Raw genomic sequence first — 18,563 nt, 5'->3', positions numbered from 1 at the left:
CGAACCGCCGGGCGGCAGCTTCTACGCCAGACCCCGCTCGCGCGTCGAGGGTGACACAGACGAAATCACCGGACTGCCTGAGCAGCCCGGTGATGAAGTGGTGAACCCGTCGAGGGGAAGCCGGCCCTGAGGGGCCGGGTGGTGTCAGTGGCTGGAGACGAAATCCAGCACGCCCGCGGCCGTCATGAAAAGGCCGGAAGCGAAGACACCGATCATGAGGTAGCTGAAGCTCTTTGCCATGAGCCCAAAGTAGGGGTCCCGTCGCCGTCACGCTGTGCGTCCGGGCACGCGGCAGCGCGGATTATTGCACCGCACAAGAACGACGGGCGCGAGTGCGCAGAACAAAGCCCGCCGAGGGCGACCCGGCGGGCTTCGCAACGATCCGCGAGGGATCCGTTCGGATCAGGCGCGACCGGCCTGCTGGGCGACCTCGGTCGCGAAGTCCGGGCCCTCTTCCTTCTCGATGCCCTCGCCCAGCGCGTAGCGGACGAAGCCCTTCAAGGTGACGGGGCCGCCGACCTTGCCGGCCGCTTCCTTCAGCACCTGGGAGACAGTCTTCGAGCCATCGTGCACGAAGGGCTGCTCCAGGAGGGTGACCTCCTTGTAGTAGGACTTCAGGCCGCTCTCGATGATCTTCTGCATGACGTGATCCGGCTTGCCGGCATTCTTCTCACGCAGGATGTTCGACTCACGCTCCACGGTCCCGGCATCGACGCCGGAGGCGTCGAGGGCCACCGGGTTCGTCGCCGCGACGTGCATGGCGATCTGGCGGCCGAGCGTCGAGAGGGCGTCCACGTCCCCCTCGGACTCGAGGGCCACGAGCACGCCGATCTTGCCGAGGCCGTCGGCGATCTGGCTGTGGACGTAGCTGGCGATCACGCCCTTCGTCACGTCGAGCTTGGCGACGCGGCGCAGATTCATGTTCTCGCCGATCGTGGCGATCAGGCTCTGCAGGTGGGCCGCGACAGTCTCGGACGAACCGGGGAAGGTCGCGTTCTGCAGGCCTTCGAGGGTGCCGTCGGTGTTGAGGGCGATCTTGGCGGCCTCGCGGGCGAAGGCCTGGAAGCCGTCGTTGCGGGCCACGAAGTCGGTCTCGGAGTTCACCTCGACGATGGCGGCGTGGTGCCCGGCGGACTCGACGGCCACGAGGCCCTCGGCGGCGACGCGGCCGGCCTTCTTGGCGGCCTTGGCGAGACCCTTCTTGCGCAGCCAATCGACGGCGGCCTCGATGTCACCCTGCGTCTCGGCGAGGGCGCCCTTGCAATCCATCATGCCGGCGCCGGTCTTCTCGCGAAGCTCCTTCACCATCGCGGCAGTGATGTTGGCCATGGCCGGTTCCTTTCGTGCGGTTGAGGGCGGTTCGATGACAGAGGCCCGGCGCTCGGGGCGAGCGGCCGGGCCCGGTAGGCTGGGGTGTGCGACCGGCCGATGACGGCCGGTCCACGCTCCGGTCGGATCAGGCCGCGGCGGCGGCCTCGACGAAGCCGCGGGCCTGCGAGACCCACGAATCGCGGTCGATGCGGCCGTTGAGCTTCAGGTCGGCATCGACCTTGGCGACTTCCTCGGCGGTCATCGCGGCGATCTGCCAGTAATGGTAGATGCCGGCATCGTTGAGCTTCTGGACGATCTGCGGACCGGCGCCGTTCAGCTTGGTCAGGTCGTCGGGGGCGCCGCGAGGGGCGGCGAGAAGCTCGAAATGCTCGGTCGACTCGGCGAGCATCGCCACGTCGGCCGGATCGAGGGAGTCGGTCGCCACGGAGGCCGGGGCGGAGTCGTCGTTGGCCGGCAGCTCTTCGGCCATCGGCTCCTCGGAGGCGCCGAGATCGACGCCCGACGAACCCTGGGCGCGCGAGATGCCGTCGATGGCGGCGCGGGCGATCAGGTCGCAGTACAGCGCGATGGCGCGGCCCGCGTCGTCGTTCGCCGGCACGACGTAGGTGATGCCGTCGGGGTTGCAGTTGGTGTCGACCACGGCGGCGACCGGGATGCCGAGGCGGTTCGCCTCCTTGATCGCCAGCTGCTCCTTGTTGGTGTCGATCACGAACAGCAGGTCCGGCACGCCGCCCATGTCCTTGATACCGCCGAGCGCCTTCTCGAGCTTGTCCTTCTCACGGGACAGCATCAGGCGCTCCTTCTTGGTCAGGCCCGGGCCGCCGGTCTCCAGGGTCTCGGAGACCTTGCGCAGGCGGGAGATCGAGCCCGAAATCGTCTTCCAGTTGGTCAGCGTGCCGCCGAGCCAGCGGGAGTTGACGTAGTACTGGGCCGAACGGCGGGCGGCCTCGGCGATCGTGTCGGCGGCCTGGCGCTTCGTGCCGACGAACAGCACGCGGCCGCCACGGGCGACGGTGTCGCTCACGGCCTGGAGGGCCTGATGCATCGCCGGGACGGTCTGGGCGAGGTCGATGATGTGGATGTTGTTGCGGGTGCCGAAGATGTAGGGCTGCATCTTCGGGTTCCAGCGGTGCGACTGGTGCCCGAAGTGAGCGCCGGCTTCGAGCAGCTGACGCATGGAAAAGTCGACGGCCATCGTAAATCTCTCTCCGGTTAAATCCGCCGCGGAGGGTTGCGACCGGCCTCAAGCCGGCGACCGGAAACGCCCCATTGAATCATGGGGCCGGCTCCGCGTGTGGGATGGGTCGGGCGGTTAGCAGAACCACCCGGCGGTGGCAAGTCTCACGGGGGTTACGCCGCCGCGAACAGCGCGGCGATCTCGGTCTCCCCAAGGACGCGGAATTCTCCCGCCGGCAGGTCGCCGGGCAGGTCGAGGCCACCGACCCGGTCGCGGTGCAACGCCTCCACATGATTGCCGAGCGCCGCGAACATCCGGCGCACCTGATGGTAGCGGCCCTCCGTCAGCGTGACGGCGCAATGGGTCGCGTCCTGCGTCTCCATTACCACCGGCAGGAGGGGCCTGTCCTCCCCGTCGAGCATCAGCGTGCCGGCGGCGAGCGCGGCCTCCTCGTCGCCCCGGAGCGGCCGGGCGAGCGCGACCCGATAGCGCTTGGCGACGTTGGCCTTCGGCGAAATGATCCGGTGCAGCAGGGCGCCGTCGTCTGTGAGCAGCAGCAGGCCGGACGTGTTCTTGTCCAGCCGCCCCACCGTCGAGAGGGGCGGGTCGCGGTGGCGCCAGCGATCCGGCAGCAGCCCGTACACCAGCGGCCCCGCCTCCTTATGCGAGCAGGTGACGCCCACCGGCTTGTGCAGCAGCAGGCAGAGGCCGGGCAGCGGATCGAGGGGTTCGTCCTCCACCGACAAACGGGCCGGCAGGTCCGGCGTCAGGGCGATCCGCGCGCCGGCATCGGACAGGGCCTCGCCATCGAGGCGGATCTCGCCCATCCGCGCGAGGGTCTGGATCTCCCGGCGGGAGCCGTAGCCGAGATTGGCCAGCAGCTTGTCGAGGCGGACGGCCTTGCTCACCGCCGGGCCTCGAACACCTTGTAGCCGCCCTCCTGCGCCACCGTCTCGACGCTGCGGAACCGCTCGCGCAGAGTCGCCTCGTAGGGTAGGTGCGCGTTGGCCACGAGCCACAGCGTCCCGCCCGACCTGAGGGAATCGGCCGCCCGCTGGATGAAGATCTTGCCGAGCGCCTGATCCTCGGCACCGCCGTCGTGGAAGGGCGGGTTGCTCACGGCGAAGTCGAGGCCAGTGGGCAGGGCCGATGCCGCCCGGAGGTCCCCCCAAACGATCTTCGCGCGCGGATCGGAGACGTTGCGCTTGGCCATCTCGATGGCCCGCCGGTCGAGGTCGATCAGGGTGATCTCGGTGACGGCGGAGGAACCCAGCACAGCCCGGCCGAGCAGGCCGAGGCCGCAGCCGAGATCGACGCCGCGCCCCTTGAGCGCCGGCAGGCGGTGCATCAGCAGGGCCGTGCCCGGATCGAGCCTGTCCCAGGAGAAGACCCCTGGCTGCGTGCACAGGGCGAGGTTGTCGATGTGGCGCGGCCCGCCCTCGTCGATGGCAACGCCGAGCCCCGCCGGCTCGGCCGGCCGGGCGACGGTGCAGATGCGGTGGTGCCGCTTCGGCATATCCGACGGGACGCAGCCGAAGCCGGCGAGTTCCTTGGCGAGGCGCGCACCGCCGCGATCCTTCGGCGCCAGCGCCGTCAGCCGTGCGCCGGGCGCGAGGGCGCGGAGCGCATGGGCGAGGACGTAGCGGCGCTCGATCGTGCCGGCCGGCGCGTACACGGTCGCGCCTTCGAGGCTCGCATCCGCGACGTCTTCGAGACGCGACGAACCGACGATGACGGGCGAGACCTGCAGGGCCGTGTCGGGGGTTTCGGCGAGGTCGACGGGAGGCAAGCCGTAGACGGCGTGGGACATGATGCGAGGGCTATCAAGAAAACATTCGGGGAAACATCACCCCCGCACGCAGTCCGTGAGCGCGTTCGCCAGACAGGGAATCGGGGGATGGCTCCCTGATACACCGGGCGCCCCCCGCTGCCCAGCACTGGGGGCGGATCAGCCGCGGGGGAACTCCAGACCCATCTCGCGGTAGCGCGCGGGATCGTCGGCCCAGTTCTCGCGCACCTTCACGTGCAGGAACAGATGGACCGTCGCCTCCGCCGCCTCGGCGATCTCGAGCCGCGCCGCCTGACCGATAGAGCGGATGGTCTGGCCGTTCTTGCCCAACACGATGGAGCGCTGGCTCTCGCGCTCCACGAAGATCGTCTGCTCGATCCGCACCGACCCGTCGGTCTTTACCTGCCACTGGTCGGTCTCGACCGTTGAGCGATACGGCAGCTCTTCGTGCAGCCGGTCGTAGATTTTCTCGCGGGTGATCTCGGCGGCGAGCATCCGCAGGGGCGCGTCGGAAACCTGATCTTCCGGGTAGAGCCACGGGCCGGCGGGCATCCGCGCGGCCAGCGCTTTGCGCAGATCGCCGATGCCGTCGCCCTTCAGAGCCGAGATCATGAAGGTCTCGGCGAAGGGCGCCGCCTCGTTCAGCTGCGCGGCCAACGCCAGCAGTCGCTCGCGCGGGATCAGATCGATCTTGTTGAGGATCAGCAGCTTCTCCCGCTTCACGTCCTTGAGGCGCGAGAGGATGGCCTGCACCTCCTCGTCCACGCCCTTGCGGGCATCGACCAGCAGGCACACCGCGTCGGCATCGGCGGCGCCGCTCCAGGCGGAATGCACCATCGCCCGGTCGAGCCGGCGCTTGGGCGCGAAGATGCCGGGCGTGTCCACGAGGACGATCTGCGCCGCGCCCTCCATCACGATGCCGCGCACCAGGGCGCGGGTGGTCTGCACCTTCCGCGACACGATGGAGACCTTCGTGCCGACGAGGCTGTTCAGCAGCGTCGACTTGCCGGCATTCGGGATGCCGATCAGCGCGACGAAGCCGGCCTTCGAATCGGCCGGCGTGCCGGGCAAGGGCGTGGGCGTGAGGCCGGCGTGGTCTGGGGAATCCTGGTCGGTCATGTCGTCTCCGCGGCGGCTTCACCCACCGCATGGATGCCTTCGCGGGCGAGCAGCGCGCCGGCGGCGGCCTGCTCGGCCACGCGCTTCGAGGTGCCCTCGCCGTAGCCGGGTTCCAGCCCATCGACCTGCACTGCCATGCGGAAATGCGGGGCGTGGTCGGGGCCGGTGCGTTCCACGACGGCATAGGTGGGAATCGGCAGGCTTCGGCTCATGGCCCATTCCTGCAAGGTCGATTTCGCGTCGCGCCCGCGCGGCGCGGTGCCGGGTTCGGCCGGGCGGAAATGCGCTTCCACGATGGCGCGGGCCGCATCGAAGCCGGCATCGAGATAGACGGCGCCGAGGATCGCCTCGCACACGTCGGCCAGGATGGTCTGGTTGCGGCGCCCGCCGCCCATCACCTCGCCCTGGCCGAGAATCAGGTGCGCGCCGACGCCCCAGGTGCCGGCCACGGCGGCGCAGGTCTCCCGCCGCACGAGGCCGGCGAGCTGGCGCGAGAGGTCGCCCTCGTCGGCATCCGGCAGGGCGGCGTAGAGGCCCTCCGCCACCGCCAGCCCGAGCACCCGGTCGCCCAGGAATTCGAGCCGCTGATAGCTGCCGTTGCGGCCGGCGGCCTTGCTGGTGTGGGTCAGCGCGCGGGTCAGGAGTTCCCTGTCCGCGAAAACATGGCCGATCTTCTGCTCGAGTTCGGCGAGCGGCGGGCGCGGCTTGTGCGCTCGCTTGGCCCGCGCCGAGACGCGCGGAAGGGGTGTCGCGTCCGCGCTCAATGGATCGTCGAGAACAGGCGCGTCCAGCGCACGTGGGCGGGCCAGTTCCAGATCTGCCAGGCCGGCGTACCCTCGTCGATGGAGAAGAAGATCATCTCGGCGCGCCCGACGAAGTTGGCGAACGGCACGTAGCCGACATTGGCGAGGTCCCGCGAATCGGTGGAGTTGTCGCGGTTGTCGCCCATCATGAAGTAATGGCCGGCGGGGACGGTGTACAGCTCCGTCCGATCCCAGAAGCCGTTGTCCCCATCCCGCTCGATCACCCGGTGGGCCACGCCGCCGGGCAGGGTCTCCATGTACTGGGGCACCTTGGTCGGCTGGCCGTAGGCGTCGGAAGTCTCGTAGTCGGCGATGCGCTCGCGCTTCACCGCCTGGCCATTGATGTTGAGGACGCCGTCGATCATCTGGATCTTGTCGCCCGGCAGGCCGATCACGCGCTTGATGTAGTCGGTCGCATTGTCCTTCGGCAGCTTGAACACGGCGATGTCGCCGCGCTTCGGCTCCGCCGCCCAGACCCGGCCCTTGGCCTCGATCGGAATGTATTCCGAGAGCGGCAGCGAGAACTTCGAGTAGCCGTAGGAGTATTTCGATACGAACAGGTAGTCGCCGATCAGCAGCGTCGGCACCAGCGAGCCCGAGGGGATGTTGAACGGCTGGAACAGCAGGGTGCGGACCACGAGCGCGATGAGCAGCGCCTGGATGCCGACCTTCAGGGTCTCGCGGATGCTCGCCCAGGTGCCGGTATCCGCCGGCTTGGCGAGCGACTTGCCCTCGTGATTCACGCGCACGTTCCTACTGATCGACCGGGTCCGCCGTCCGGCGCCCGGGAGGTGACGCCGAGGGCGGCTTTTGCGCCATCCATTCGCGAGGATTGCGCCGCCATCGTGTCCGCTGGGTGCGGCGATCTAAACCATGCGAAGCCCCCCGGCAACGCGCGGAGCCCCCATCCTAATCCCGCAGGGCCTCGATGACCACGAAGGCCTGCGCCAGGGGCGGGTCGTCGGTGAGGCTCACATGGATCCGCGCCGCGTGCCCCTCCGGCAGCATCGCCGCCAGCCGCTCGGCCGCGCCGCCGGTGAGGCGCAGGGTCGGCTGGCCGGAGGGGAGGTTGACCACCTCCATGTCCCGCCAGAACACGCCCTCGCTCAGGCCGGTGCCCAACGCCTTGGCGCAGGCCTCCTTGGCGGCGAAGCGCCGGGCGTAGCCCTCCGCGCGGGCCTTGCGGCGGTCGCAGCGGGCGCGCTCGCCCTCCGTGTAGACCCGGTGCGTGAAGCGCTCCCCGTGCCGGGCCAGGGTCTTCTCGATGCGGCGAATGTCGCAGAGGTCGGAGCCAATGCCGAGAATCATCCGCGCGCCCTGTCCATCGCCGCGCGCATGTCGCGGATCGCCTGGGGAAGGCCGACGAAGATCGCGTCGGCGATGAGCGCATGGCCGATGTTGAGTTCGCGGATCTCCGGCACCGCCGCCACCGGCCCGACGCTCTCCGTCGTGAGCCCGTGCCCGGCATGGATCTCCAGCCCGAGGCCCGCGCCGTGCGAGGCCGCACGGCGGATGCGCGCGAGTTCCCGCTCAACCTCCGCTTGGTCGCCCGCCACGGCGGCCTCGCAATAGCTGCCGGTGTGCAGTTCCACGACCGGCGCGCCGAGGGCGTGGGCGGCCTCCATCACCGCCGGCTCCGGCTCCACGAACAACGAGACGCGGATGCCCGCTTCTGCCAGGGCGCGGATGCGGGGGGCAAGGTGCGTGCGCCCGCCGACGATATCGAGCCCGCCCTCGGTGGTGCGCTCTTCGCGCTTCTCCGGCACGAGGCAGGCGGCATGCGGCCGGGTGGCGATGGCGAGGGCGACCATCTCGTCGGTCGCCGCCATCTCGAAGTTCAGCGGCACGGTGAGGGCGGCTTTCAGCGCGGCGATGTCGGCATCGCGGATATGGCGGCGATCCTCGCGCAGGTGGGCGGTGATTCCGTCGGCCCCGGCCTCCACGGCGAGGCGCGCCGCGCGCACCGGATCGGGATAGGTGCCCCCCCGCGCGTTGCGGACGGTGGCCACGTGATCGATGTTGACGCCGAGGCGGAGCGGATGGGCGGGCATGATCGTCTTCGGTCGTTGCGCTGGGGCCTTACCTGTCGGCTTGCGCGCCTCTTCGCAAGGCCGTCCAATAGCGGCCCGGACTTGCGCCATGCGGCCAAACGGTCTAAGGGCGCCCCTCGCGTTCGCTCCGGCCGGGGGCTGAACGGACGGTGCCGTTCGCGGCATAGAGGCTTGCCTCGTCGTCCCGTGTCTCCGCCTTCGATCAACCGCTCGGGCCTTACATCGGCTCGAAGGGCTTGGCGCCGAGCAAACGTGAAAGTGAACCGGCCCGGACATGCCGCGCAAGCGGTCGGGCCTCCTTTGACCATGAAAGGCCCGGAATGCCTCTCTACGAGCACGTGCTCCTGGCGCGCCAGGATGTGACGTCCCAGCAAGTCGAGACGATGATCGACACCTACAAGGGCGTCATCGAGCAGAACGGCGGGCGTCTCGAGAAGATCGAGATGTGGGGCGTGAAGTCCCTCGCCTACCGCATCAAGAAGAACCGGAAGGCGCATTTCGCGCTCCTCAACATCGACGCGCCGCCTGCGGCGATCGCCGAGATGGAGCGCCAGATGCAGATCTCGGAAGACATCCTGCGTTTCATGACGGTGCGGGTCGAGGAACTCGATTCCGAGCCGTCCGCGATGATGCAGAAGCGCGACCGCGACGACCGCAAGGATCGTGAGCGTGGCCGGCGTCGTGACGACGACGGCTTCGGCGGCGGCGGCGGTGGCGGCTTCGGCGGGGAGAACTGATCATGGCTTTCGGTGCTGGTGGTGGCGGCGGTGGCCGTCGTCCGTTCTTCCGTCGTCGCAAGACCTGCCCGTTCTCCGGCGCCAACGCGCCGAAGATCGACTACAAGGACGTGAAGCTCCTCTCCCGCTACGTGTCGGAGCGCGGCAAGATCGTCCCGTCCCGCATCACGGCGGTGTCGGCCAAGAAGCAGCGTGAGCTCGCCCAGGCGATCAAGCGCTCCCGCTTCCTCGGCCTGCTCCCCTACGTGATCAAGTAGGCGACACGAGAACCGCCGGCCCGGCAACACCGGGCCGGCTCCTTCAGAGCGGCGACCCCGCTCGATCGTTGGGGCAGCGTTCTTCCAGCCCCTAACCCCTCCCTCGTGGGCGGGGGGGACAGCGGACCCCATGACCCACAACCTCGTCCTTGGCATCGGCGCGGGCCTCGTCTCCGCACTCCTCTTCGGCGTCCTGCTGAAGGGAACCGGCCTTGCCGTCACCCTCTACCTGCTCGCCCCGCTGCCGATTCTGATCGTCGGCCTGGGCTGGAGCCACCGGGCCGCGCTCGCCGCCGCCGCCACGGGCAGCCTCGTGCTGATGGGGGTGATCCAGCCCTTCATGGGCCTCGCCTTCGCCGCCTACATCGCCCTGCCTGCATGGTGGCTCGCCTACCTCGCGCTCCTCGGCCGCGAGACGCCGGAAGGCCTCGAATGGTACCCGACCGGCCGCCTCCTCGGCTGGATCGCGGCGACCGCCGCCCTCGCCTTCATCTCCATCGCGGTCCTGTCCTCGCCGAACTTCGCGGCCTACGAGGCGCAGCTCCAGAAGCTCTCGCACGCCCTGGTCAAGACGCGCACCGGGACGCCCCGCCCCGCCCCGCAGGCGGACAAGGCGCCCGAGGCGGCGCCGGATGACGCGACGACGGACGAGGCGAGCAAGGTCGACGTCACACGCGACGAGCTGGCCGACGCCTTCGCGACCATCGTGCCGGCACTGGCCGCGCATGGTCTGGCCATGCTCCTCACCTTCTATCTCTGGGCCGCCGCGCGGATCGTGCGCATCTCCGGCCGGCTGATGCGGCCCTGGCCCGATCTACCGTCCACGAAGATGCCGCGCTCGTGCCTCGGCGCGCTGGCCTTGGCCGTGCTCCTGAGCTTCGCGCCGGGCTATGCCGGCGTGCTCGGCGTCGCCCTGGTGGGCGCCTTCACCGCCGTTTTCGCCCTGCAGGGCCTCGCCGCCTTCCACGACCGCTCGCGCGGACGCCCCGGGCGCGGGCTGATGCTCTTCGCGATGTACATGGTCCTGTTCGTGACCCAGGGCATCGCCCTGATCGCCCTCACCCTTTTCGGCCTCGCCGACACCGCCCTCGACCGCCGCCGGCCGAAAGGCCCCGTGGCGCCGTGACCCCGGGGCCGTCCGGCCCCATCCTACCCCCCGAAGGAGACAGACAATGGAAGTGATCCTGCTCGAACGCGTCGCCAAGCTCGGCCAGATGGGCGAGACCGTGAACGTCCGCCCCGGCTTCGCCCGCAACTTCCTACTCGCCCGTGGCAAGGCCCTGCGCGCCACCGAGTCGAACAAGAAGCACTTCGAGACCCAGCGCGCCCAGCTCGAGACCCGCAACCTTGAGCGCAAGAAGGACGCCGAGGCCGTCGCCGAGAAGCTGAACGGCCAGAGCTTCACGCTCATCCGCCAGTCCGGCGAGACCGGCGTGCTCTACGGCTCCGTCTCGACCCGCGACATCGCCGAGATCGTCACCAAGGACGGCTTCTCCGTCGAGCGCGGTCAGATCGTCCTCAACCAGCCGATCAAGACGCTGGGCCTGTTCACCGTGCCGGTGACGCTGCACCCCGAGGTCGAGATCCAGATCACCGTCAACGTCGCCCGGAGCCCGGAAGAGGCCGAGCGTCAGGCTCGCGGCGAGGCGGTCATCGAGCGCGATGCGTTCAACCTCGACGACCTGGGCCTCGAAGTCGGCGCGGCCCTGGCCGATGCGGGCGAGGGTGCGGACGACCGGGGCTGAGCCTCTGCACAGCGGTGATTGCGGGGAGAACCGCCGTCACCGCTTGACACGTTCCGCATTTGTTCCAGCATGGATGCCCGCCCGCTTTCGAGTCGGCGGGCATTCGCGCATCCGGGGTGAGACCCTGGAACGCGGTGATCGGCTAAGCTTCGGTCAACCAGTCGAGGCGATGGTCGGGATGTGAGATGCGCCGCTCGGGCGCCAGACGGGAGACGTTCCGCTGATGGCATTGCCCAACGCAATCACGGCCAAGCTCGAAGCGGTGAAGGCGGAATACCGCGTCGCCCCGCACAACATCGACGCGGAACAAGCGCTGCTCGGCGCCATCCTCGTGAACAACGACGCCTATTACCGCGTGTCGGACTTCCTCCTCTCCGAGCACTTCATGGAGGATGCCCACCAGCAGATCTTCACCGTCGCGGCCTCGCTGATCAAATCCGGCAAGCTGGCGACGCCGATCACCATGAAGACCTATCTGGGCGATGCCGATTTCGGCGGCCAGACGGTGATCCAGTACCTCGCCCGCCTCGCCGCCGACGCCACCACGGTGATCAACGCGGCCGAGTACGGCCGCACCATCTACGACCTCGCCATCCGCCGCCGGCTGATCGCCATCGGCGAGGAGCTTGTGAACGGCGCCTATGAGGCGCCCGTGGAACAGGCCCCGCGCGACCAAATCGAGGAGACGGAGCGGCGGCTCTACGAACTGGCCGAGGCCGGCAAGTACGATGGCGGCTTCCAGAAATTCTCGGACGCCCTCACCGCCGCCGTGGACATGGCCGCCAAGGCCTACCAGCGCGAGGGCAAGCTCTCCGGCATCGCCACCGGGCTCAGCGACCTCGATGCGAAGATGGGCGGGCTGCAATCGTCCGACTTGATCATCCTCGCGGGCCGCCCGGCCATGGGCAAGACCTCGCTCGTCACCAACATCGCCTTCAACGTCGCCAAGGCCTACCGGGGCGAGAAGCACCAGGACGGCACGATCCGCACGGTGAACGGCGGCATCGTCGGGTTCTTCTCGCTGGAAATGTCGGCTGAGCAATTGGCGACGCGTATCATCGCCGAGCAATCGGGCGTGCCGTCCTACAAGATCCGCCGCGGCGACATCCGGCCGGAGGACTTCTACAAGATCACCGATGCGGCCCGGGACATGCAGACCATCCCGTTCTACATCGACCAGACCGGCGGCATCTCCATCGCCCAGTTGTCGGCCCGCGCCCGGCGCCTGAAGCGCCAGAAGGGTCTCGATGTCCTGATCATCGACTACCTGCAATTGCTCTCCGGTTCCGGCAAGCGCAGCGACAACCGCGTGCAGGAGATGACCGAGATCACCACCGGCCTGAAGGCGCTGGCCAAGGAACTGGCGGTGCCGGTGATCGCCCTGTCCCAGCTCTCCCGTCAGGTGGAGAACCGCGACGACAAGCGCCCGCAACTCTCGGACCTGCGCGAATCGGGCTCGATCGAGCAGGACGCCGACGTGGTGATGTTCGTGTTCCGCGAGGAATATTACGTCGGCAACAAGAAGCCGCGCGAGGGGACGGAGGAGTTCTTCGCCTGGGAAGCCGAGATGCAGCGCGTCCACGGCAAGGCCGAGGTGATCATCGGCAAGCAGCGGCACGGCCCGACCGGTACCGTGGAACTGCAGTTCGACGCGAACATCACCCGCTTCTCGAACCTCGCGCAGGACGACCGCCTGCCCGACCGGATGTAAACGCCTCCCTCACGCGTCAGTGCGAGCGGAGGGACCATGTCCGAACACACCGATCGCCTGAACCGCCGCCAAGCTCTCGCCCTCGCGGCGGGGGGCGCAGCCCTGCCCCTCGTGCCGCCCTTTCCTGCGATGGCGGGTGGCAACCCGCCGCCGCGAACGACGTTGCCCGCACGACCGCACGAGGCGGCGCAAGGAGCGACGATGAGCGAGCCGACCCCTCCGACGATGGAATACTGGCACGTCTACACCGACGCGGACGGGATCAGCCGGCAAAAGAAGTGCGAGTTGACGCAATTCAAGTTCGAGGGCGTCGATCCGCAGACCGCGCCGCAATGGAACGACAAGCAGGAGAAGACAGAAGCCGGCGTCACCTTCACCGTGCTGCCGGTCGGCTGGGTCGGCGAGTGGCACGAGAATCCCCGCCCGCAATGGATCGCCATCCTCTCCGGCCGCTGGTTCGTGGAGACCATGGACGGCACCCGCGTCGAGATGGGGCCGGGCGAACTGATGATGGGCGAGGACCAGAACACCAAGGAGCGCGACGGCAAGAAGGGCCATCTCTCCGGCACGGTCGGCGACGAGCCCTGTGCGATGATCGTCACCGGGCTCGAGGTGACGCCGACGGTCAACCAGCCCGGCCGCTTCAAGTAAGCGCCGCGCCATGGAGGGGTACGAACTGACCCAGCCGCGCTTCAAGCGCTGCGTGCTGCCGAACGCGGAACTGGAAAAGCTCGCCGAGGGCTTCCGCTGGACGGAAGGCCCGGTCTGGTTCGGGGACCGGGACGAGTTCCTGTTCTCCGATCTGCCCCACAACCGGGTGATGCGCTGGAGCGAGGGCGGCGGCCTCAGCGTCTTCCGCCGGGACAGCGATTTCGAGAACGGCCACACCCGCGACCGCGAGGGGCGGCTCGTCTCCTGTGCCCACCGGGGCCGGCGCATCCACCGCACCGAGCTCGACGGCAGCATCACGTCGCTGGTCGAGCGCTACGAGGGCAAGCGCCTCAACTCGCCGAACGACATCGTCGTGAAGTCGGACGGGACGGTCTGGTTCAGCGATCCGCATTACGGGATCCAGACCGATTACGAGGGCGGCAAGCAGGAGGCCGAGCTTCCGGCCAACGTCTACCGATTCGACCCGCGCGACGGCTCACTCCGGGTGGTAGCCGACGATTTCCAGGGGCCGAACGGCCTGTGCTTCTCGCCCGACGAGACGCGCCTCTACATCGTGGAGACCGGTCTTCAGTTCGCGGCCGAGCCGGTGCAGCACATCCGCGTCTTCGATGTCGGCGACGACGGGCGGCTTTCCGGGGGACGGGTGTTCTGCACCATCGACCCGGGCAACGCGGACGGCATCCGCTGCGACGAAGACGGCAATCTCTGGTCGAGCGCCGGAGACGGGGTGCATTGCCTCGATCCCGGCGGCGAGTTGCTGGGCAAGATCCTCGTGCCCTCCACCGTGGCGAACTTCACCTTCGGCGGTCGCAACCGCAGCCGCCTGTTCCTGTGCGCGTCGCATACGATCTACGCGATCTACACTAACGTGCGCGGGGCGAGCCGGCCGTGAGCGGCATCCGCGCGATCCTGCGCTTCGACCGCACCGTCGCCGACCTTGACCGGACGGAGCGCTTCTACCGGGACCATCTCGGCTTCGAATCCGAAGCCCCGCCGGAGCCTGTGCCGTCTGCGGAGGCCGAGGCGCTGGGCCTGTCGGGCCGGAGGCTGCGGATGCACCTCGGGGAACAGCACGTCGCCTTCGTGCAGGCCGATCCGCCGGGCGCCCCCTACCCCGCCGGGGCCGATGCGACCGATCCGGTCTTCCAGCACCTCGCCATCGTCGTCCGCGACATGGCGGCGGCGACGCGCGGGCTCGTGGTCGAGCCGATCAGCCAGGGCGGGCCGCAGGTGCTGCCGCCCTCCACCGGGGGCGTCGTCGCCTACAAGTTCCGCGACCCGGACGGGCACCCCCTCGAACTCATCCACTTCCCCGGCGGCAAGCCCGCCGCGCGCTGGGCCGGTGCCCCCGGCCTGTTCCTTGGCCTCGACCATTCGGCCATCACCGTCACCGACCGTGACGCCGCCATCGCCTGCCTCGAAGGGCTCGGCCTTGCGGTCTCGGAGCGGGGCCTGAACCAGGGGCCGGAGCAGGCGCGGCTCGACGGCCTGCCCGATCCGGTCGTGGACGTGATCGCCCTGGCGCCGCCTGTGCCCGCCCCGCATGTGGAGCTTCTGCATTACCGCGCCCCAGCGCGGAGCCGGCCGGCGCAGGCCTATGGACCGTCAGACCGGGCGAGCACGCGGTTCGTGGTCTCGACCGACGATCCGGCCGCTCTCGCGGGATCGTTACGCGGCGCGCGGCTCTCCTCGGACGGCAGCGCCTGCTACGGCACGGGGCCGGACGGACACGGGTTCCTGATCCTGCGCTGGGGTTGACGGCGCGGGCCTGCGGCGCCACTCCCGCCGCGGAGACCCCGCCCATGCCGCTCCTCGCCCTGCCCTTTCCGGCGATCAACCCCGTCGCCATCGCGATCGGGCCGATCACCATCAAGTGGTACGCCCTCGCCTACATCGCCGGCCTGATCGGCGGGTGGTACTACGCGCGCCGCCTCGTGATGGCCGACCGGCTGTGGGGCGTGGTGAAGCGCCCCGTCCCCACCGACATCGACGATCTCGTCGTGTGGGTGGCGCTGGGCGTCGTCCTCGGCGGACGCATCGGCTACGTGCTGTTCTACAATCTGCCGATGTACATGGCCGACCCGTGGGAGATCCTGGCCATCCGCAACGGCGGCATGTCCTTCCACGGCGGCTTCCTCGGCGCGATCCTCGCCTTCCTGCTGTTCGCGCGCTCGCGCGGGCTCAATGGCTATACGCTGCTCGACATCGGCGCGGTGGTGGTGCCCATCGGCCTGTTCTTCGGCCGCATCGCCAACTTCGTGAACGGCGAGCTGTGGGGCCGGATCGCCCCCGACTTCCCCTACGCGATCGTCTTCCCGACCGGCGGGCCGCTGCCGCGCCACCCGAGCCAGCTCTACGAGGCGGCGACGGAGGGCCTGCTGCTCTTCATCGTCATGGCGATCTGCGTGCGGCGCTTCGGCTTCCGCAAGCCGGGGCTTCTCGGCGGCATCTTCGTGCTGGGCTACGCCGTGGCGCGGACGGCCTGCGAGTTCTTCCGCGAGCCCGACGCGCAACTGGGCTTCCTCTTCGGCAACGGCCTCGGCCCGATGGGCGGCGGCGTGACCATGGGGATGCTCCTCTGCATCCCGATGATGCTGGTGGGGCTGACCTACATCGTCCTCGCCGCCACGGGCCGCACCCGGCCGAAGCGGACGGCCGCCGCCGCGACGGGCGAGGAGGCGCCGGCCGCGCGGGCGAAGGCGTGACGCCGCTGGGGCGCGAGATCGCGGCCATTGTCCGCGAGACGGGGCCGATCGGCATCGACCGCTACATGGCCCTGTGCCTCGGCCACCCGGTCCACGGCTATTACCGCACGCGCGATCCCCTCGGGGCGCGGGGTGACTTCACCACCGCCCCCGAGATCACGCAGATGTTCGGCGAACTGATCGGCGCCTGGGCCGCCTATGTCCACCGGGCCATGGGCAGGCCGGACCCGCTCCTCATCGCCGAACTCGGCCCCGGCCGGGGCACGCTGATGGCCGACGCCCTACGGGCTCTAAGCGCCGCCGCGCCGGGGGTCCGCATCGCCCCCCATCTCGTGGAGACGAGCCCCGTGCTGCGGCAGGCGCAGGAGAGCCGTCTCGCGGGGGCCGGCGCCGCGTGGCACGCCTCCCCCGAAAGCCTGCCCGACGGGCCGGCGATCCTCATTGCCAACGAATTCTTCGATTGCCTGCCGGTGCGCCAGTTCGTCCGCACCTCGGACGGCTGGCACGAGCGGCTGGTGGGGCTCGGCGCTGAAGGCAGCCTCGCCTTCGGCCTCGCGCCGGAACCGACGCCGGGCCTCGCCGCGCAAGCGTCGACCGGCGCCGTGGTCTCGGTGCCCGGACCGGGCCTCGATCTCGTGCGCGCCCTCGCCCGCCGCGTCTGCTCGCAGGGTGGCGTGCTCCTTGTCTTCGATTACGGGCATGTCCGCCGCGACTTCGGCGATACGTTGCAGGCGCTGTCGGGCCATGCCTTCGCCGATCCCCTCGCCGCTCCGGGCGAGGCCGATCTGACCTGCCACGTCGATTTCGCAGCGCTCGCACTCGCCTCCCAAGAGGCGGGCGCGGCGGTTCACGGGCCGACCGATCAGGGCGCGTTCCTGGCCGCGCTCGGTCTGCACGAGCGTGCCGCGAAACTCCGGCTGCGGGCGGATGACGCCCAAGCCGAGGCCATCGATGCCGCCGTCGCACGGCTGACGGATGACAGGCCCGAGGGGATGGGACGCTTGTTCAAGGTGATGGCGGTGGCGGCGCCGGATCTCGGGCCGCTGCCGGGCTTCTCGCCGGAGTGAGGCGCCCCCCGCGCATATCGCGGGAGGCGCGTTGGCCAGGGGCTCAGCTCTCGAAGGAGCCGAAGCCGGAGGTGGTGTCCTTCGGAGCCTTCTGGGCCTCGTCGTCCGCGACGTTGGCCTTGGGTTCCGGGAGTTCGTAGCAAGGAACCGGAGCCTGCTGTGCGCCCGCGATCTTGTGCGGCGCGGTCTGCTCGTGACGCTCGTTTTCGTCCGTCTGCCGCATGGCGGTCCTCCATGGAAGTGCCGCCGGCCGTAGCCAGCCATGCCCATATAATGCGGCACTGCAACATCGGTATCACATCGCCACGCGCATCGCCTTGGGCTATCCGGGCGTCAGAGTTGACGTGAGGGCGGGGCTATGAGCGCAGGCCAGTTCATCGAGGCACCGGAATTGTCCTCGCATCCGGTCATCCGCCACGCCTTCTTCACCCGCGTCGGGGGGGTGTCGGGGGGGATCTACGCCTCTCTAAACGGCGGGCTCGGCTCCAATGACCGGCCGGAGGCCGTAGCGGAGAACCGCGAGCGGATGTGCGCCGCCCTCGGGCTGCCTTCGGACCAACTGGTGAGCCTGTATCAAGTCCATTCGGCCGACGTGGTGACGGTCGAGGCGCCCTTCCCCGCCGGCGAGCGCCCGAAGGCCGACGCGATGGTGACGCGGGTGCCCGGCCTCGCGCTGGGCATCGCCACGGCCGATTGTGGCCCGATCCTGTTCGCCGACCCTGAGAACCGCGTGATCGGCGCCGCCCATGCGGGATGGAAGGGTGCGCTGACCGGGGTGATCGCCGCCACCGTCGCGGCCATGGAAGAAATCGGGGCGGAGCGCTCCTCCATCGTCGCCGTGCTCGGCCCGACGATCAGCCAAGCCAACTACGAGGTCGGCCCGGATTTCATCGCCCGGTTCAAGGCCGAGGCGCCCGGTATGGACTCCTTCCTCGGTGAGGGCACGAAGCCCGGCCACGCGCAATTCGATCTGCCCGGGTTCATCCTGTTGCGCCTCAACGAGGCGGGGATCGGCGAGGCCGCCGCCCTCAACCGCTGCACCTATGCCGAGCCCGACCGCTTCTACAGTTTCCGGCGGACGACCCACCGCAGCGAGCCCGATTACGGACGCCTCATATCGGCCATTGCCCTCACCCACTGATGGGGCGAAAAGGGGGGTGCGACAATCTGTCGAGCGGGAAGCCGCAAAAAAATCGTGGCAGCAAGCGAACCTTGACCATTCGGGGGCGTTTAGAGCGTCAAGGTAACGAGGATAAAGGCGGGCCGCCGCAAGGGGCTGCACAAGCAGCTGGTGGCATCGTCGAGCGAAAAGCGACCTCGGAACCGCTGGATCAACCAGTTCGGGCCGGCGCAGCCGGACCACCTTTGAGGACCGTCACCATGAAATTCTTTCTCCGC

21 protein-coding genes are annotated in these 18,563 nt (G+C 69.3%); 11 read left to right on the top strand and 10 right to left on the bottom strand.

The features are described 5' to 3' along the window. Positions 1–402: 402 nt before the first annotated feature. The 9 genes from tsf to MKK52_RS01605 all read right to left on the bottom strand — a co-directional run bounded on the left by tsf (position 403) and on the right by MKK52_RS01605 (position 8,271). The gene (gene tsf, locus MKK52_RS01645; RefSeq protein WP_243952009.1) at positions 403–1,329 is read right to left on the bottom strand and encodes a translation elongation factor Ts; all 927 of its coding nucleotides are present in this window, start codon (positions 1,327–1,329) and stop codon (positions 403–405) included. Positions 1,330–1,456: 127 nt separating this feature from the next. Next, positions 1,457–2,527, bottom strand: a complete 1,071-nt coding sequence (locus MKK52_RS01640; protein WP_243952008.1) for a 30S ribosomal protein S2 — start codon at positions 2,525–2,527, stop codon at positions 1,457–1,459. Between the two features lie 155 nt (positions 2,528–2,682). After that, positions 2,683–3,417, bottom strand: a complete 735-nt coding sequence (locus tag MKK52_RS01635; RefSeq protein ID WP_243952007.1) for a pseudouridine synthase — start codon at positions 3,415–3,417, stop codon at positions 2,683–2,685. Further along, positions 3,414–4,319 (bottom strand): class I SAM-dependent methyltransferase, encoded by a 906-nt coding sequence (locus MKK52_RS01630; RefSeq protein WP_243952006.1) that lies wholly within the window; start codon positions 4,317–4,319, stop codon positions 3,414–3,416. The genes MKK52_RS01635 and MKK52_RS01630 overlap by 4 nt, the downstream gene beginning before the upstream one ends. Positions 4,320–4,457: 138 nt before the next feature. Continuing rightward, complete coding sequence (gene era / locus MKK52_RS01625; protein WP_243952005.1) at positions 4,458–5,417, bottom strand: GTPase Era; 960 nt, start codon at positions 5,415–5,417, stop codon at positions 4,458–4,460. Then, positions 5,414–6,208 carry a ribonuclease III gene (gene rnc / locus MKK52_RS01620; RefSeq protein ID WP_409564605.1) on the bottom strand — a complete coding sequence of 265 codons (795 nt, stop codon included), beginning with the start codon at positions 6,206–6,208 and terminating at the stop codon, positions 5,414–5,416. The genes era and rnc overlap by 4 nt, the downstream gene beginning before the upstream one ends. Continuing rightward, positions 6,178–6,963 (bottom strand): signal peptidase I, encoded by a 786-nt coding sequence (gene lepB / locus MKK52_RS01615; protein ID WP_243952003.1) that lies wholly within the window; start codon positions 6,961–6,963, stop codon positions 6,178–6,180. Before lepB ends, rnc begins: the two co-directional genes overlap by 31 nt. A 166-nt stretch (positions 6,964–7,129) precedes the next feature. Beyond that, the gene (acpS, locus tag MKK52_RS01610; RefSeq protein WP_243952002.1) at positions 7,130–7,528 is read right to left on the bottom strand and encodes a holo-ACP synthase; all 399 of its coding nucleotides are present in this window, start codon (positions 7,526–7,528) and stop codon (positions 7,130–7,132) included. Next, positions 7,525–8,271 (bottom strand): pyridoxine 5'-phosphate synthase, encoded by a 747-nt coding sequence (locus tag MKK52_RS01605; protein WP_243952001.1) that lies wholly within the window; start codon positions 8,269–8,271, stop codon positions 7,525–7,527. Before MKK52_RS01605 ends, acpS begins: the two co-directional genes overlap by 4 nt. A gap of 320 nt (positions 8,272–8,591) precedes the next feature. Here MKK52_RS01605 and rpsF point away from each other — a divergent pair, with 320 nt between their 5' ends. From rpsF to MKK52_RS01555, 10 genes are all read left to right on the top strand, one after another. Further along, positions 8,592–9,008: a 30S ribosomal protein S6 gene (gene rpsF, locus MKK52_RS01600; protein WP_243952000.1), complete on the top strand. Its 417-nt coding sequence runs from the start codon at positions 8,592–8,594 to the stop codon at positions 9,006–9,008. 2 nt (positions 9,009–9,010) lie between these two features. Beyond that, positions 9,011–9,265: a 30S ribosomal protein S18 gene (gene rpsR / locus MKK52_RS01595; RefSeq protein ID WP_091948993.1), complete on the top strand. Its 255-nt coding sequence runs from the start codon at positions 9,011–9,013 to the stop codon at positions 9,263–9,265. A gap of 130 nt (positions 9,266–9,395) precedes the next feature. Beyond that, entirely contained in the window at positions 9,396–10,391 is a 996-nt protein-coding gene (locus MKK52_RS01590) for a DUF2232 domain-containing protein (protein WP_243951999.1), read from the top strand. A gap of 46 nt (positions 10,392–10,437) precedes the next feature. Continuing rightward, on the top strand, positions 10,438–11,010 hold the full coding sequence (rplI, locus tag MKK52_RS01585) for a 50S ribosomal protein L9 (protein WP_243951998.1): 573 nt from the start codon (positions 10,438–10,440) through the stop codon (positions 11,008–11,010). Positions 11,011–11,233: 223 nt separating this feature from the next. Next, positions 11,234–12,721, top strand: coding sequence for a replicative DNA helicase (locus tag MKK52_RS01580; protein ID WP_243951997.1), 1,488 nt, complete (start codon positions 11,234–11,236; stop codon positions 12,719–12,721). A 36-nt stretch (positions 12,722–12,757) separates the two neighbouring features. Beyond that, the gene (locus MKK52_RS01575; RefSeq protein ID WP_243951996.1) at positions 12,758–13,372 is read left to right on the top strand and encodes a cupin domain-containing protein; all 615 of its coding nucleotides are present in this window, start codon (positions 12,758–12,760) and stop codon (positions 13,370–13,372) included. Positions 13,373–13,382: 10 nt separating this feature from the next. Then, a complete protein-coding gene (locus MKK52_RS01570; protein ID WP_243951995.1) occupies positions 13,383–14,285 on the top strand; it encodes an SMP-30/gluconolactonase/LRE family protein in 903 nt (300 codons plus the stop codon). Beyond that, entirely contained in the window at positions 14,282–15,151 is an 870-nt protein-coding gene (locus MKK52_RS01565; RefSeq protein ID WP_243951994.1) for a VOC family protein, read from the top strand. The genes MKK52_RS01570 and MKK52_RS01565 overlap by 4 nt, the downstream gene beginning before the upstream one ends. A 44-nt stretch (positions 15,152–15,195) precedes the next feature. Next, positions 15,196–16,098, top strand: coding sequence for a prolipoprotein diacylglyceryl transferase (lgt, locus tag MKK52_RS01560; protein WP_243951993.1), 903 nt, complete (start codon positions 15,196–15,198; stop codon positions 16,096–16,098). Further along, complete coding sequence (locus tag MKK52_RS01555; RefSeq protein ID WP_243951992.1) at positions 16,095–17,165, top strand: class I SAM-dependent methyltransferase; 1,071 nt, start codon at positions 16,095–16,097, stop codon at positions 17,163–17,165. The genes lgt and MKK52_RS01555 overlap by 4 nt, the downstream gene beginning before the upstream one ends. Positions 17,166–17,208: 43 nt before the next feature. Here the strand turns inward: MKK52_RS01555 and MKK52_RS01550 are convergent, their stop codons facing one another. Next, positions 17,209–17,388: a hypothetical protein gene (locus tag MKK52_RS01550; protein WP_243951991.1), complete on the bottom strand. Its 180-nt coding sequence runs from the start codon at positions 17,386–17,388 to the stop codon at positions 17,209–17,211. 135 nt (positions 17,389–17,523) lie between these two features. On the opposite strand from MKK52_RS01550, the gene pgeF reads away from it, so the two are divergent. Continuing rightward, positions 17,524–18,306: a peptidoglycan editing factor PgeF gene (pgeF, locus tag MKK52_RS01545; RefSeq protein WP_243951990.1), complete on the top strand. Its 783-nt coding sequence runs from the start codon at positions 17,524–17,526 to the stop codon at positions 18,304–18,306. The last annotated feature ends 257 nt before the right edge of the window (positions 18,307–18,563 follow it).

It is taken from the genome of Methylobacterium sp. J-067 (assembly GCF_022829465.1).
In the GTDB taxonomy this organism is placed as follows: domain Bacteria; phylum Pseudomonadota; class Alphaproteobacteria; order Rhizobiales; family Beijerinckiaceae; genus Methylobacterium; species Methylobacterium litchii.
Note: the sequence above shows the minus strand (reverse complement) of the source record. Positions and strands in the feature narration are given on the sequence as shown.

Coding starts and splice junctions, on each gene's coding strand:
- MKK52_RS01605 (WP_243952001.1), bottom strand. CDS start 8,271: ATGCCCGCCCATCCGCTCCGCCTCGGCGTCAACATCGATCACGTGGCC.
- era (WP_243952005.1), bottom strand. CDS start 5,417: ATGACCGACCAGGATTCCCCAGACCACGCCGGCCTCACGCCCACGCCC.
- MKK52_RS01630 (WP_243952006.1), bottom strand. CDS start 4,319: ATGTCCCACGCCGTCTACGGCTTGCCTCCCGTCGACCTCGCCGAAACC.
- MKK52_RS01580 (WP_243951997.1), top strand. CDS start 11,234: ATGGCATTGCCCAACGCAATCACGGCCAAGCTCGAAGCGGTGAAGGCG.
- MKK52_RS01640 (WP_243952008.1), bottom strand. CDS start 2,527: ATGGCCGTCGACTTTTCCATGCGTCAGCTGCTCGAAGCCGGCGCTCAC.
- lgt (WP_243951993.1), top strand. CDS start 15,196: ATGCCGCTCCTCGCCCTGCCCTTTCCGGCGATCAACCCCGTCGCCATC.
- acpS (WP_243952002.1), bottom strand. CDS start 7,528: ATGATTCTCGGCATTGGCTCCGACCTCTGCGACATTCGCCGCATCGAG.
- MKK52_RS01575 (WP_243951996.1), top strand. CDS start 12,758: ATGTCCGAACACACCGATCGCCTGAACCGCCGCCAAGCTCTCGCCCTC.
- rpsR (WP_091948993.1), top strand. CDS start 9,011: ATGGCTTTCGGTGCTGGTGGTGGCGGCGGTGGCCGTCGTCCGTTCTTC.
- MKK52_RS01550 (WP_243951991.1), bottom strand. CDS start 17,388: ATGCGGCAGACGGACGAAAACGAGCGTCACGAGCAGACCGCGCCGCAC.
- rplI (WP_243951998.1), top strand. CDS start 10,438: ATGGAAGTGATCCTGCTCGAACGCGTCGCCAAGCTCGGCCAGATGGGC.
- MKK52_RS01570 (WP_243951995.1), top strand. CDS start 13,383: ATGGAGGGGTACGAACTGACCCAGCCGCGCTTCAAGCGCTGCGTGCTG.
- MKK52_RS01590 (WP_243951999.1), top strand. CDS start 9,396: ATGACCCACAACCTCGTCCTTGGCATCGGCGCGGGCCTCGTCTCCGCA.
- tsf (WP_243952009.1), bottom strand. CDS start 1,329: ATGGCCAACATCACTGCCGCGATGGTGAAGGAGCTTCGCGAGAAGACC.
- rpsF (WP_243952000.1), top strand. CDS start 8,592: ATGCCTCTCTACGAGCACGTGCTCCTGGCGCGCCAGGATGTGACGTCC.
- pgeF (WP_243951990.1), top strand. CDS start 17,524: ATGAGCGCAGGCCAGTTCATCGAGGCACCGGAATTGTCCTCGCATCCG.